The sequence below is a fragment of the Candidatus Omnitrophota bacterium genome (assembly GCA_003598025.1).
In the GTDB taxonomy this organism is placed as follows: domain Bacteria; phylum Omnitrophota; class Gorgyraeia; order Gygaellales; family Profunditerraquicolaceae; genus Profunditerraquicola.
The window spans coordinates 12,278-26,506 of the sequence record QZKH01000006.1; the positions used below are offsets into that span (position 1 = coordinate 12,278).

The following is a 14,229-nucleotide window of genomic DNA, read 5'->3' on the forward strand; positions in this document are numbered from 1 at the left end:
TTAAGGAGGGATGATGGAGGATAAATCAAAATTTATTATCATCGGACTAATAGGCTTATTAGTCGTATCGCTGTTTTTCTCTCTGCAGATTAATGCAGCAAAAGGCAGTGTAGAAAAACAGAGAGATGAGTTACAGAAAGAGAATGCCGCGTTGAATAAGAAAATAGATGTTACAGTGCAGGAAGCGCGGCGCTTAGAAGATAGGGCCTCCACCTTGAGCAGGGACCTGGATAAAATATCAAAGCAAAAGGATGACCTCCAGAAAAGATTTGAAATGCTTAACCGTGAGAGGGATGCCCTGGTTGATAAATTAAAAGAACAGGTGCAGGCGCCTAAAGCCCCGGCTGCAGCTCCTGCGATGATATCGGCAGGCTCAGCAATGGAGGAATCTTATTGGGCAAGCGTCATAAAATCAAACGCAGATATTAAGCTACAGTTAGAAAATAGCCGCAATGAGCTAAGGACGGTCCAGATTAAGAATGAGGAGTTACAGAGATTAAAGACCAGCCTGGAATTAGAGATCAAGAATTTAAACCGCGATAAGGATGAGCTGCAGAAGCAATTGGCTTACAATCAGAAAATAGTGGATAACATATCAGTGGAGTTGGCTACGGAAAAGACAAGCAAGTTCCAGATGCAGGACAGCCTGCAAGCGATTAAAGGGGAGAATGTAACCTTAAGGCGCAGGCTCGAGGCTTTAGACAGCATGAAGATAGACCTTGAGAATAAATTACAGGATGTAACCACACAAAAAGAGAATCTGGAAAGAAAGTTTGGCAACATGGAGTCTACTCTGCAGTCTAAGGTAGATGAGATATGCAGGCTCAAAGAAAAATTAGGCCAGATTACAGATGTTTCCGTAAAAGATATAAGTTCTTCTAAGAGCGCTATAGATTTGTCTCCGATAATAGTAAAGCCTCAGTCCGACAGCAAGTCAATGGTAAGCATAACTTCTGCTGCAAGGCCTGCATCTCTGGAAGCCAGAGTTTTGGTTGTAAACAGGGATGATAATTTTGTCGTTGTAGACGCTGGCCAGGATGCTGGCTTAAGAGCCGGCGATACATTTAAGATTTACAGGCAGGGAAATCAGATAGGCAGTGTCAGGGTAATCCAGCTGAGAAATGATGTGGCTGCCTGTGATATACAAAACGAAAGTACGCCTATTAAGGTCGGAGATATCGCCAAGTAATTTTAAAGTCAAGTTCGTTCTTAAAAAACGTCTTTATAAATTTTACTTCATGGTTCGCAGAAAAAATCCTACCAAAACCAGTCCTGTTTCTATAAATGACGTAGCCCGGCTAGCCGGAGTATCGATTACTACCGTTTCCCGGGTAATAAACAAATTCTCTTCCGTAAAAGAAAAGAATAAGATTAGAGTACTTGATGCCGTAAAACAGCTGAATTTTCAGCCATCGGTTTTTGCCCAGCGCCTTGCTACAGGCAAGAATAATGTTGTGGCTTTGGTCATTCCCAGATACGAGGGGATGTTTTATTCTTTTTATGTGCTTGAACTTATCCGTGGTATAGGAACATTATGCGAGGTGCTAAAGCTTGATCTTTTGCTTAAGCTTACTGATAATAAATCTACAGTTAATTTAAGAGGAGTGGGCGGCATTATTTTTGCGGATATTATCGGCAACCGCACGCTGCTCGAAGAAGCATTAGGGACTAAAACACCGTGCATAGTAATCAATAATAATGTAGAGGATTTAAAAGTCAGTTGTATTTCGATAGATAATGCCGGCGGCGCTTTTAATGCGGTAAATTACCTGGCAGGTTTAGGGCATAAAAAAATCGCCCATATAACAGGTGATTTGATAACCCAGGCTGCATCTCAAAGGCTTGAAGGTTATAAACAGGCTTTAGTAAAAAATAATATAGAAATCAGAGAAGAATATATTATTAAAACTGATTATTCCCGCGGACAGGCCAGGTCAGCTTCCGAAAAGCTTATAAATATGCAGGATCCTCCTACAGCAGTTTTTGTTGCTTCAGATTCTATGGCGCTGGAAGTTATAACCGTAGCAAGAGAATCGGGTAAGGAGATTCCGCAGGATTTATCGATAGTGGGGTTTGATGATAATCCTTCTGGACTGTATGGCCCGGTTGCGCTGACTACAGTGAGGCAGCCGTTGATAAAGATGGCTCAGGACAGTGTTAAAATGTTAAGTGCTTTAATAGAAGGAACCGTTGACAAACCAAGAAAAATCATTCTGCCGACCGAGCTGGTGGTCAGGGAATCTTGTCGCGCTCTTAAATAAAATACACAACAAATTGTATCCTCTATTTTCTAAGATACTATATATTGTATTTGACAAAACAATACGCAATGTTATAATTAGCGCCAGGGTTAACATTACAACTTTTCTACAATCTACGGGGAGGGTGAAGAGATGCCGTTGAAACTTTCGGATAATGCTTTGAAGGTTCTTGAGCGCAGGTATCTAATAAAAGATGAAACTGGCAATGTCATTGAGACTCCGCAGCAACTATTTGAACGTGTTGCTTCAGCAATAGCCAATGCTGAAAAACTTTATAATAAATCCGATAAAGAGATCACAAGCCTTAAAGAGGATTTTTATAATGCCATGGTTGAGCTGGAATTCCTTCCTAATTCTCCCTGCCTTATGAATGCAGGAAAGGATTTAGGCCAGCTGAGCGCCTGTTTTACTCTCCCTATAGCGGATTCCATGGACTCAATATTTGAAACATTAAAGGCCACTGCAATGATACATAAGAGCGGCGGCGGGACAGGATTTTCCTTTTCAAGGCTGAGGCCCAAAAATTCTGTCGTAAAGACTACCGGAGGTGTGGCTTCGGGTCCGGTATCTTTTATGAAGGTTTATGATGCCGCAACGGAAGCAGTAAAACAGGGTGGTACGCGCCGGGGAGCTAATATGGGCATATTACAAATAGATCACCCGGACATCCTGGAATTCATCACCTGCAAAGAGAATAATAAAGAAATAAATAATTTTAATATATCGGTCGCAGTTACCGATGACTTTATGGAGAAATTTAAGAAGGGTCAAGATTATGATTTAATCGACCCTCATGCAAAACAGGTAGTAACCCGACTTAATACAAAAGAAGTCTTTGATCTGATAGTCAAACAGGCTCATAAAAACGGAGAACCTGGTATTATTTTCATTGATAAGATAAATCAGGATAATCCTACTCCTAAGCTTGGGAGGATAGAGAGCACTAACCCTTGCGGCGAACAGCCAATCCTGCCTTATGAAAGCTGTGATCTTGGTTCAATAAACCTCTCCAAAGTTTACAAGAAAATCGGGGCAGGCTCGCGGTATGATATTGATTGGGACAAGTTAAAGAAGATAACACAGTTGGCGGTACATTTCTTGGATAACCTGATAGATGTTAACAAATTCCCTATCCCGGAGATAGAAAAAGCTACAAAACTTACGCGCAAAATCGGGTTGGGCGTTATGGGCTGGTCGAGCCTTCTTATACGCTTAGGGATTCCTTACAACAGCGAAGAAGCTATAGAACTGGCAGAAAAGATAATGTCGTTTATCTTTGAAGAAGCTACGAAGAAATCCCAGGAACTTGCTAAATATAAAGGAGTTTTTCCTGCCTTTAGAGGCAGTATATTTGATAGGAAGAATAATCCTATTAAAATCCGCAATGCCACCCTTACTACTATTGCCCCTACAGGTACGATCAGTATAATAGCAGGGCCGTGCTCTTCCGGTATAGAGCCGCTTTTTGCTATTTCTTATTACCGTAATGTCATGGATAATGATAAGCTCGTAGAGGTTGAGCCATTGTTTGAAGAGATAGCAAAGCAGAGGGGTTTCTATAGCAGGGAGTTAATGGAGAAGATCGCCGAAAAGGGTTCAATCCAGGATTTTAGCGAAATCCCCGAAGAGATAAGAAAATTGTTTGTGACTGCTCATGATATAAGTGCTGAATGGCATGTGAGGATGCAGGCTGCGTTTCAGCGTTATACCTCTAACGCAGTAAGCAAGACTATTAATTTCCCTCATGATGCTACTATTGCCGATGTAGAAAAAGCTTATCTGCTTGCTTATGAGCTTAACTGTAAGGGGATTACTGTTTATCGTGATGGTAGCAGGGAAGAGCAGGTGTTGAATATAAAGCGCAGCACTAAACAGGAGCAGAAATCAATCGTTGAGCCGGGTAAAATCGGTCCCCGCCCGCGCCCAGAAGTTATATTGGGGACAACTACCAAGGTCGCCACAGGTTGCGGCAATCTCTATGTAACAATAAATATAGATGAAGAAGGCAAGCCTTTTGAGCTTTTTACCCAGATGGGCAAGGCTGGCGGTTGTGCCGCTTCTCAGCTTGAGGCATTAGGCAGGCTGGTGTCACTGGGTTTCCGTTCAGGCATAGAGGTTAAATCTATAATCGAACAGTTAAGGAATATACGCTGTCCGTCTCCTTCATGGGAGAAAGGGCAGAGGATATTTTCATGCTCTGATGCTATTGCCAGGGTGATTGAAAAACGGCTGGCTAATAATACGCTTGAAGCTGCAAAGGTAGAGTCTACCCCAGTCGCCATGAAGCATTCTCATAATGATGACGCTGTCCCGGCAGGGGTCAGCCTGCACGGTGACATAGTTGGAGTATGCCCTGATTGCGGTGGAGCGCTTAGGCATGAAGAAGGCTGTGTAAAATGCCAGGCTTGCGGATACTCCAAGTGCTAATAAAAAAAATCTCCTATTGTTTAGTTATATCCCACCAATAATTCTATAAGGACGGTTCTGCCCAGATACATCACCGTCCTTATAGCTATGAACTATCAACTTTGAACTATGAACTATTATGATGTTATAGTTATAGGTGCCGGGCATGCCGGCATAGAAGCAAGCCTTGCAAGTGCCAGGATGAAGTGCGTAACCGCTCTTTTGACAATGGACCCGGATAGGATCGGATTTTTAAGCTGTAATCCCGCAATAGGAGGAGTAGGCAAGGGACAGCTTGTAAAGGAAATAGATGCTTTGGGCGGAAAGATGGCTAAGGCAGCAGATAGCTGTGCCATACAATTCAGAATGCTTAACGCATCTAAGGGGGCAGCTGTGCATTCATCAAGGGCGCAGATAGATAGTAAGATGTATAACCTTTATATGAGTAATGCGGTTAGAAAACAGCCCGGGCTTAGCATTATAAAAGCCCAGGCCATTGAGATTATAATAGAGCATGGAAGCGTAATAGGAGTTAAGACCAGCAATAATGAAGAGATTTTCTCGAAGGCTGTAATTGTCTGCCCTGGCACATTTCTCGATGGGATAATACACATAGGCTTAAAGCATTTTAGCGGAGGCAGGCTCGATGAGCCGGCTTCAATTAATCTTGCCTCGAATTTAAAAGAGATAGGTTTTAACCTTCTTAGGTTTAAGACCGGCACTTGCCCCCGCCTTGATAAAAATACTATAGATTTTAGCTCTCTTATAATACAGCAGGCGGATCATTGCCCTGTTCCTTTTTCATTCTCCACAAAGAGTATCAGGCAAAAACAGGTACCCTGTTTTATTACCTATACCAATACAGGGACACACGCAATTATTAAGAACGGATTATCCCGTTCACCGCTTTATACCGGTAAGATAAAATCTACAGGCGTAAGATATTGTCCTTCGATCGAGGATAAAATAGTCAGGTTTTCCGATAAAGAGAAACACCAGGTATTTCTGGAGCCGGAAGGGTTAAGTTCGGAGTTAATATATCCAAATGGTCTCTCGACCAGCTTGCCGGAGGATGTCCAGCTTGAAATGATCCATTCCATAGACGGGCTTAAGGAAGCAAAGATTGTCCGTTTTGGCTATGGTATAGAGCACACTGTGGCAGAGCCAACCCAGCTATTCCCTACACTTGAAACAAAATTGATAAAAAACCTGTATTTGGCAGGCCAGATAAACGGGACAACCGGCTATGAAGAGGCAGCAGCTCAAGGTCTGATTGCAGGGATAAACGCAGCTTTAAGGGTAAAGGGTAGAGAACAGGTTATACTTGACCGTTCTTCAAGCTATATCGGGGTGTTAATCGATGATTTGACAACTAAAGGTACGCTTGAACCTTACCGGATGTTTACTTCTCGTGTTGAATACCGGCTTATCGTGCGTCAAGATAACGCTGACCACAGGCTAAGCAGGATCGGTTATGAAGCAGGGCTTGTGTCCAAGAAAGATTATGAGCAGGTACAGAAAAAATATAAGCATATAGCCGCCGGTATAGATTTGTTAAAAAAAACAAAGATTAAGCCAGTTCCCCGGGTTATCGCAAGCTTGTCCAGAATAAAAATACCGGCTATAAACAGGGTAATCAGCTTAGAAGAGATATTAAGGAGGCCGCAAGTTCATATTAAGGATTTGGTTAAGGCCGGATTAATCCGCCTAAAGATCCCTGATTTTGCTTTGCCTCAGGTCGAAACAGAGGTAAAATATTCTGGGTTTATTCAGAGGCAGCTTAAGGATGTAGAGAGATTCAAGAATTTAGAGAGAATTAAGATACCCGAGAGCATCGACTATAAAAATATCAGCGGCGTCTCTCATGAAATAAAAGAGAAGCTGGCAAGATTCAGGCCGCTGAATCTGGGACAGGCCTCGCGTATTTCGGGCGTTACTCCAGCGGCAATTTCATTATTAATGGTTTATTTAAAGAAGATCAATGGATAAAGAGATTAATTATCGCTTGCTTAAGAATTTTTGCCTGGATTCCGGAATGGACTTGTTCGGCGTCGCCGATATAAGCAAAATCAAGAATACTTTTGAGTTTGATGCCAACACCCTTAAAAAACTGAATTTAGCTGTTTGTCTTGGATTGGGTTTATCCCGCTCTGTACTCTATGGAATCAGCGATAAGCCTACCCGTCTTTACTCCCATCATTATCGAACTGTAAATGATTTCCTTGATCAAATGGCGTTAAAAGCGGCAATTCTTATACAAAGGAAAGGATTTACCGCACTACCCGTACCTGCTTCCCAGATATTGGACTGGCAGAGCCAGAAGGCCCACCTTTCCCATAAAAAACTTGGCCAGTTGGCAGGCTTAGGCTGGATAGGCAGGAATAATCTCTTAGTAAATAAGCGGCTTGGAAGCCAATTTAGGATTGTTTCAATACTTACTGATATGCCGCTAAAGAAAGATAAGCCTGTAGATGACGGTTGTCAAAACTGTATGCTTTGTATCAGGGCCTGCCCGGTCAAGGCAATAAAGAAAGACCGGAAGGATTTTAATCATATTAAGTGTTTTGAAAAATTAAAGGAATTCGCCAGGCAGCATGTGGTTGAACAGTACATTTGCGGAGTATGTGTTAATGTTTGCAGAGGAGAATTAAAAAATGGTTAAAGAGATAATTTTTGGAGTTGTCGGAGGCTTAGGACTATTTATTTATGGTATTTGGCAGATGAGCGAAGGTTTGCATAAAGCAAGCGGCGAGAGGATGCGCAGAATACTCCATAATTTTACCGGCAGTCCCATAAAGGGAGTATTAGTCGGTGCAGGCATAACAAGCCTTGTGCAGTCATCATCGGCTACAACCGTTATGGTGGTTGGCTTTGTCAATGCAGGGCTTATGACTTTGATGCAGGCGCTAGGAGTAATATTCGGGGCAAATATAGGTACCACAGTAACTGCGCAATTAGTCGCTTTTAAGCTTACAGAGTATGCTTTACCGATAATCGGCTTAGGTATGTTTATGCTTTTTGTGGCAAAAAAGAAGTCGCATAAACATATAGGCGAGTTCCTGCTTGGTTTTGGTATTCTTTTTCTTGGCTTGAATATCCTCACCGGAGTTATAAAACCTTTAAGTAACTCCGATGTTTTTAATCATATTCTTCTTACATTCAGCGCAAGCCCTTTGTTGGGTATCCTTGCGGGTGCGGCAGTGACTGCAATATTACAGAGCAGTTCAGTTACCACAGGTATGGTTTTAGGCTTAGCTATGGCCAACCTTATTGACCTTAAGGCTGCCATTCCTTTAATCCTAGGTTGTAATATAGGCACCTGCGTTACCGCCTTACTTGCCTCAATCGGGGCTAATATTTCAGCAAAGAGGGCTGCTCTGGCGCATATTATGTTTAATGTGATAGGCGTTTTAATATTTTTTCCTTTTTTAGGCTTGTTTACCGGGATAGTAATGCGCACTTCCGGAGAAATACCCAGGCAGATAGCCAATGCGCACACGTTATTTAATGTGATTAACACGTTTATTTTCTTACCCTTTGTGCCGCTGTATGCTAAATTTCTGACAAATGTAATTAAAGGTGAAGAAGAGGAGGAGATAGAATATTTACCGAAATACCTGGAGAAACATTTATTGCATACTCCCCCGATCGCTATTGAGGCAGCCACAAAAGAAATCGTAAGGACTTTACAGCTCACTCAGAAAATGGTCAGTTCATCTATGAAGAATTTCTTTACTCCGGATGAGAAATCGCTTGCCAGGGTAGCAAAAAGAGAAGAAGCGGTAGACGCTTTAAGGGAGGGGATAACTAATTATCTGGTTGAGCTTATGCAGCGTGAGCTTAGCGAAGAAGAATCAAAGAAGATACCTCCGCTTATCCATGTTATTAACGATGTTGAGAGAATAGGTGACCATGCCGAAAACCTTATGCAACTTGCCCGGCAGAAGATGGATTCAAGCCTGTCATTTTCGGGTATGGCCAATGAAGAATTGAGGGGTATGCACGTTGACCTTGACGAGATGATTAATTGCTCTGTAAGGGCGCTTAGTGCGAATAGCACAGACGAGGCAAGGCGGGTTTTAGAACAGGAGTGCAAGATCAATTCTTTAAGAGACGGCCTTAAGTCTAATCATGTCAAAAGGCTTGAGAGAGGGCAGTGTAATGTATTATCAGGAGTTGTATTCCTTGATACAATTAGCAACCTCGAGAAAATAGGAGACCATCTTAATAACGTGGCTCAGGCTGTTATGGAAGGGCTTTAAGAGGGGATGAAGGAAAGAGTTTTAATAGTTGATGACGAGAAAGATATAGTTAAGATGCTTGAGTATAACCTTAAGAAAGAAGGTTATATCACTTATTCTGCTTTTGATGGGGAAGAAGCATTGAATCAGGTAGCAGCTAAGAAGCCGGATATTATTATACTGGATTTGATGTTACCGAAGATTGACGGCCTAGAAGTATGCAAAACTATAAAAAAAGATGATGAGCTTGCCTTTATACCGGTGATCATGCTCACGGCAAAAACGCAGGAGGCGGATAAAGTGGCGGGCTTAGAGATCGGGGCTGATGACTATATTACTAAACCTTTCAGCCCGAGAGAGCTAATTGCCAGGGTTAAGGCAGTGCTCCGCCGGGTAAAAGAGAAAGACAGAGCCCCTCAAATCTTTAATATCGGGAAGTTGATGGTAGATTTGAGTAAAATAACGGTTACGGTGAATAATACGGCGGTAGATTTGACTTCCAAGGAATTTGAATTACTGGCTGCTTTGATTAAAGCCAGGGGAAGGGTGCTCTCCCGTGAATATCTTTTAGATAATATTTGGGGCTATGATAATGCAATCGATATCCAGACCAGGACCGTGGATGTGCACATAATGGCCCTGCGCAGGAAATTGAAATCCGAAGCCAAGAGAATAATTACTGTCAAGAATTATGGCTATAAATTTAAGATAGAATAGGCAAAATATGCTGTTATTCAATGCCAAAAACAGAAGAATCAGGGAATTAACGGATAAATTAAATGCTATAGCTAGCGGAAGCCAAGACTACAAGTTTCGAACTGATTACAAAGATGGCATTGGGTCTTTATCAGAAGCGATTAGCCTTTGTGTCTCTTTATTCAGGGAGAAAGTCTCTGCCCTTGAGAAGGAAGTCGCAAAATCACATGCAATATTAAACAGCATGGCTGAAGGCGTTATTATAACCGATATAGAATCAAGGATCGTCTCTTTTAATCCCAGTATAGAAGAAATATTCCATGTTACCAGGGCAGCATCTCAGGGAAAATTCTTCCTTGAAGTAATAAGTAATACCGACATTTCCGAAGTTATAAGCGAAGTTTTAAGAAACAAAGAATTTATTTCGAGAGAAATTTCATTGTTATGGCCGGTACAAAGGGTATTCCATGTCAACGCCTCGCCTCTTTTGGAGGAGGAACGGATAAGCGGATGCCTGGTTGTAATCCATGATATAACTGAAATCAGAAGGCTCGAAGCTATGCGCCGTGATTTTATCGCTAATATATCGCATGAAATAAAAACTCCGCTTACTTCAATAAAAGGCTATGTTGAAACACTGTTAGAAGGGGCAATGGATGATAAAGAAAACCGTATTGAATTTCTTAATATCATACGTAATCATACCAACCGCCTGAATACTTTAATAGAAGATCTTCTGAACCTCTCGTATCTTGAATCAGGGAGCGCAGCTTTAGATAAAACCGCTGTTAATTTATACAATCTAACGCAAGAAGTATTGTCAGGATTCAAAGGCCAGGCTTTAAGAAGGAATATAAAGATAGTAAATAACCTGCCTTCAGATATATCGGTTGCAGCCGATAAAAACATGATGTATCAAGTCTTTAATAATCTCTTAGACAATGCGTTTAAGTTCAATAAAGATAACACAAGCATAAAAATATACTCTGAAACAATCAGTGGCTTGATAAAAGTTACTATAGAAGATTCAGGTTGTGGTATCCCTGAGAAAGAAGCCGGACGCATATTTGAGCGTTTCTATAGGGTTGATAAGGCGCGCTCCAGGGAATTAGGAGGCACAGGATTAGGCCTTTCTATAGTAAAGCATATAATTGAATTACACCTTGGGACTGTCGGCGTAGATAGTATTGAAGGCATAGGCTCAAAATTTTGGTTTACCATTCCTTGTTTGAGCGAATAGCCCGTTTAACCTTCCTCAAATTTTACACAGTTTTTACATATTCTATAAATGAAATTCATATGTATACGTTATATTTATCCTGTATCCTATCAACATATTAAAAAAGGAGGCAGGATGAAGAGATTTTTAGTTGCAGCTGCTGGTTTATTTCTTATGGCAATAAGTTCAGCTTACAGTTATGACGACGGTGATTTTCAGGTCTGGCATACCGAAACGCAGGAAAAGGAAATAAATAACAGCTTAAAAGTTGGATTAGAAGAAGAGGTGCGTTTTGGCGGTAGCGCAAGTGAATTGTATTATCACCATTATGACCTTGGTTTTGTAAAAAGCATAAATAAGAACCTTGATATAGGTGTCAATTACCGTCAGGTGTATGAAAAGAAAAGCGGCAAATTCAAGGAAGAGAACCGGCCGCATATTAACGCGGTATTGAAAACAAGTTTTTTGGGATGCCAGATAGATGACCGTAACCGTTTTCAATACAGGCACTTTGATTACAAGGCTGACCTTTGGCAATACAGGAATAAGCTTACGGTAAGGCTGCCTTTTAAATTCAGCCGCTTTGAATTTAAACCCTATATTAGTGATGAAGTATTTATTGACCTGGATGATAACGGTTTAAGCAGGAATAGATTTTACTCGGGGCTTGCTTTTAAATTATTCAAGGACCTTAAAGGTGAAATCTACTATTTGCTCCAAAGCAGCAAGGGTGCTACCCACTGGACAGATGCCAATGTTTTGGGAACCAAGGTTAAACTATCTTTTTAATGAAAATATACTAAGAATACGGAGGGTTTTATTATGAAGAAAAATATATTTATGCTGGTTGTTTCTGTATGCATTTGGTTAAATCCGCTTTTTGCCGCTTCTACTGATTCAATGCAAATCAAGGGTTCTGACACCATGGTAAACCTGGTTCAGTCCTGGGCTGAAGAGTATATGAATATAAACCATGATGACTTTATTGCTGTTACCGGGGGAGGTTCAGGTACCGGGATTGCAAGCCTGATAAGCGGTACTTGCGATATCGCCATGAGTTCGCGGGAGATTAAGACTAAAGAGATTGATATGGCTAAGCAAAGAGGCATAGAGCCCCATGAGATGAAAGTTGCCCTTGACGGTTTAGCTGTGGTAGTAAATCCGAAGAACCCGGTTGATAAACTTACCATAAACCAATTAGCTGATATCTTTACCGGCAGGATAAAGAATTGGAAAGAGTTAAACGGGCCCGATCAGAAAATCGTGATCTTATCCAGAGAAGTAAATTCCGGGACGCATGTATATTTTAAAGAACACGTCTTAAGAAATAATGATACGGCGTCGAAAAAGGAATTTGCGCCTTCGGCTTTGCTGCTTTCTTCTTCACAGGCTATTGCTGATGAAATTGCATCAAATCCTGCGGCGATCGGTTATTACGGTATGGGCTATATAAGCAAAGCCCAAAAAGCAATAGCTGTAGCAAAGGATGCGCGCTCTGCCTATATTACACCTACAATAGATAATGTTATTGACGGCAAATACCCAATATCAAGGCCGCTGTTTTTTTATACTAAGGGCTTACCCCAAGGAATTGTAAAAAGTTTTATAGATTTTATACTCTCTTCAAAAGGGCAGGAGATAGTTATAGATACGGATTTTGTGCCTATCAAACGATAATTATTTTATGCGCAAATTCAAGGAATCCATTATTGAGAAACTGATAATTGTATGCGGATTAGCATCCATATTTTTCGTAATACTCATTTTACTTTTTTTGTTAAAGGAAGGATTATCGGTATTCAAGACGGCAGGTTTTGTTGATTTTATTCTTGGCAGGAAATGGTATCCCATTTCTGAGCCTGCGCAGCTGGGCATATTACCATTGATTATCGGCTCTCTGCTTGTTACCTTTGGAGCGGTTGTTATTTCTGTGCCTATAGGTGTTGCTTGTGCTGTGTTTATTGCAGAGGTTGCTCCATCCAGGATAAAAGAGCTGCTTAAAGCGACAGTTGAGCTTTTATCAGCCATACCAAGCGTAGTCCTGGGTTTTGTCGGTATGGTAACTTTGGTGCCGTGGATAAAAAATATATTTCACTTACCTACCGGACTTACTGCTTTTTCAGGATCAATAATGCTTGCTTTTATGGCTATGCCGACAATTGTTTCTATCGCTGAAGATGCCTTATATTCTGTACCTAAAACATATAAGGAAGGCGCTTTAGCATTAGGTGCTACCCATTGGCAGGCTATCTATCGCGTAATGTTGCCCGCTGCTTCTTCCGGAATTCTGGCAGCAGTGATGCTGGGGATAGGCAGGGTTATCGGTGAAACAATGGCAGTAATGATGATAACCGGTAATGCCGCCGTTATCCCGACAAGTTTATTCCAGCCAGTAAGGACACTTACTGCGACTATTGCTGCAGAAATGGGTGAAACTGTTGTAGGCAGCGAACATTATTTCGCACTTTTTGCTATTGGTATTGTGCTGTTTATTATCAGTTTTTTAATAAATGTAACAGCGGACCTGTTTTTACATAAAAAAAGATGAAACATAATCCGAAGAGGTCACAAAATATCGCTTTTTTCTTTATGCTCCTGGCTACGTTTTTGATAGTCCTGCCCGTAGGCCTGATAGTTTTTGCAATTATAAAGAAAGGTATACCGGCTATTAGCTGGGAGTTCCTTACGGAAATGCCTAGGCAGGGAATGCGCGCAGGAGGCATTTTCCCTGCTATAATCGGGACTTTCTACCTTGTCTCCGGGGCCATTCTATTTGCTTTGCCTATAGGCCTGCTTTCTGCGATATATTTGAGCGAATATGCCAAAGACAATTTGCTTACGCGCATAATCAAACTGGCTATAGTTAATCTGGCAGGCGTACCTTCGGTAGTTTACGGGTTGTTCGGACTTGCTTTATTTGTCATCTTCCTCAAATTCGGGGCTTCCATTTTATCAGGTTCGCTTACCTTGGGGATTATGATTTTACCGATAATTATTACTTCTTCCCGTGAGGCTTTAGAGAGTGTTCCATATTCTTTCAGGGAGGCAAGCTGGTCGCTTGGGGCAAGCAAATGGCAGACGATAAGGTATGTAGTTTTACCTAATGCCATCCCCGGTATTCTGACCGGGACAATTTTAGGATTGGGCAGGGCAGCAGGAGAAACCGCTCCCATACTTTTTACAGTAGCCGCTTTCTATCTGCCCAGGCTGCCAAAGTCCATTTTTGACCAGGCCATGGCTCTGCCTTATCATCTTTATGTGATTTCAACGCAGGTTCCCAATGTGGACGAGAAGATAAGATATGGGACTGCTCTGGTTTTGTTGTCATTAGTTTTATTCATGAATCTGATAGCGATAGTTATAAGGTACCATTTTAGGAAAAAGAAAAAATGGTAAACAGGCGCAT

The 14,229-nt window shown here is 41.5% G+C and carries 12 protein-coding genes; all 12 read left to right on the forward strand.

What is annotated here, in order from left to right; all coding sequences use genetic code 11:
- The first annotated feature begins 13 nt into the window (after positions 1-13).
- The 12 genes from C4533_05315 to pstA all read left to right on the forward strand — a co-directional run bounded on the left by C4533_05315 (position 14) and on the right by pstA (position 14,219).
- Positions 14-1,189, forward strand: coding sequence for a hypothetical protein (locus C4533_05315; GenBank protein ID RJP27904.1), 1,176 nt, complete (start codon positions 14-16; stop codon positions 1,187-1,189).
- A complete protein-coding gene (locus C4533_05320) occupies positions 1,122-2,261 on the forward strand; it encodes a LacI family transcriptional regulator (GenBank protein ID RJP27905.1) in 1,140 nt (379 codons plus the stop codon). The genes C4533_05315 and C4533_05320 overlap by 68 nt, the downstream gene beginning before the upstream one ends.
- Before the next feature lie 138 nt (positions 2,262-2,399).
- A complete protein-coding gene (locus C4533_05325) occupies positions 2,400-4,688 on the forward strand; it encodes a vitamin B12-dependent ribonucleotide reductase (GenBank protein RJP28252.1) in 2,289 nt (762 codons plus the stop codon).
- Between the two features lie 108 nt (positions 4,689-4,796).
- Complete coding sequence (gene mnmG / locus C4533_05330) at positions 4,797-6,656, forward strand: tRNA uridine-5-carboxymethylaminomethyl(34) synthesis enzyme MnmG (protein ID RJP27906.1); 1,860 nt, start codon at positions 4,797-4,799, stop codon at positions 6,654-6,656.
- Positions 6,649-7,329, forward strand: a complete 681-nt coding sequence (locus tag C4533_05335) for an epoxyqueuosine reductase (protein ID RJP27907.1) — start codon at positions 6,649-6,651, stop codon at positions 7,327-7,329. The genes mnmG and C4533_05335 overlap by 8 nt, the downstream gene beginning before the upstream one ends.
- The gene (locus tag C4533_05340) at positions 7,322-8,929 is read left to right on the forward strand and encodes a Na/Pi cotransporter family protein (protein ID RJP27908.1); all 1,608 of its coding nucleotides are present in this window, start codon (positions 7,322-7,324) and stop codon (positions 8,927-8,929) included. The genes C4533_05335 and C4533_05340 overlap by 8 nt, the downstream gene beginning before the upstream one ends.
- A 6-nt stretch (positions 8,930-8,935) precedes the next feature.
- Positions 8,936-9,625: a DNA-binding response regulator gene (locus tag C4533_05345; GenBank protein RJP27909.1), complete on the forward strand. Its 690-nt coding sequence runs from the start codon at positions 8,936-8,938 to the stop codon at positions 9,623-9,625.
- Between the two features lie 7 nt (positions 9,626-9,632).
- Entirely contained in the window at positions 9,633-10,844 is a 1,212-nt protein-coding gene (locus C4533_05350) for a PAS domain-containing protein (GenBank protein RJP27910.1), read from the forward strand.
- A gap of 48 nt (positions 10,845-10,892) precedes the next feature.
- Complete coding sequence (locus C4533_05355) at positions 10,893-11,612, forward strand: DUF2490 domain-containing protein (GenBank protein ID RJP27911.1); 720 nt, start codon at positions 10,893-10,895, stop codon at positions 11,610-11,612.
- A gap of 51 nt (positions 11,613-11,663) precedes the next feature.
- On the forward strand, positions 11,664-12,500 hold the full coding sequence (locus tag C4533_05360) for a phosphate ABC transporter substrate-binding protein (GenBank protein RJP28253.1): 837 nt from the start codon (positions 11,664-11,666) through the stop codon (positions 12,498-12,500).
- Between the two features lie 7 nt (positions 12,501-12,507).
- Positions 12,508-13,371, forward strand: a complete 864-nt coding sequence (gene pstC / locus C4533_05365; GenBank protein ID RJP28254.1) for a phosphate ABC transporter permease subunit PstC — start codon at positions 12,508-12,510, stop codon at positions 13,369-13,371.
- Complete coding sequence (gene pstA, locus C4533_05370; protein ID RJP27912.1) at positions 13,368-14,219, forward strand: phosphate ABC transporter permease PstA; 852 nt, start codon at positions 13,368-13,370, stop codon at positions 14,217-14,219. Before pstC ends, pstA begins: the two co-directional genes overlap by 4 nt.
- Positions 14,220-14,229 lie beyond the last annotated feature (10 nt).

Excerpts from the sequence above, each read along its gene's own strand:
- C4533_05335 (RJP27907.1), top strand. The coding sequence starts at position 6,649 with ATGGATAAAGAGATTAATTATCGCTTGCTTAAGAATTTTTGCCTGGAT.
- C4533_05355 (RJP27911.1), top strand. The coding sequence starts at position 10,893 with ATGAAATTCATATGTATACGTTATATTTATCCTGTATCCTATCAACAT.
- C4533_05315 (RJP27904.1), top strand. The coding sequence starts at position 14 with ATGGAGGATAAATCAAAATTTATTATCATCGGACTAATAGGCTTATTA.
- pstA (RJP27912.1), top strand. The coding sequence starts at position 13,368 with ATGAAACATAATCCGAAGAGGTCACAAAATATCGCTTTTTTCTTTATG.
- C4533_05340 (RJP27908.1), top strand. The coding sequence starts at position 7,322 with ATGGTTAAAGAGATAATTTTTGGAGTTGTCGGAGGCTTAGGACTATTT.
- C4533_05350 (RJP27910.1), top strand. The coding sequence starts at position 9,633 with ATGCTGTTATTCAATGCCAAAAACAGAAGAATCAGGGAATTAACGGAT.
- mnmG (RJP27906.1), top strand. The coding sequence starts at position 4,797 with ATGAACTATTATGATGTTATAGTTATAGGTGCCGGGCATGCCGGCATA.
- C4533_05360 (RJP28253.1), top strand. The coding sequence starts at position 11,664 with ATGCTGGTTGTTTCTGTATGCATTTGGTTAAATCCGCTTTTTGCCGCT.
- pstC (RJP28254.1), top strand. The coding sequence starts at position 12,508 with ATGCGCAAATTCAAGGAATCCATTATTGAGAAACTGATAATTGTATGC.
- C4533_05345 (RJP27909.1), top strand. The coding sequence starts at position 8,936 with ATGAAGGAAAGAGTTTTAATAGTTGATGACGAGAAAGATATAGTTAAG.
- C4533_05320 (RJP27905.1), top strand. The coding sequence starts at position 1,122 with ATGATGTGGCTGCCTGTGATATACAAAACGAAAGTACGCCTATTAAGG.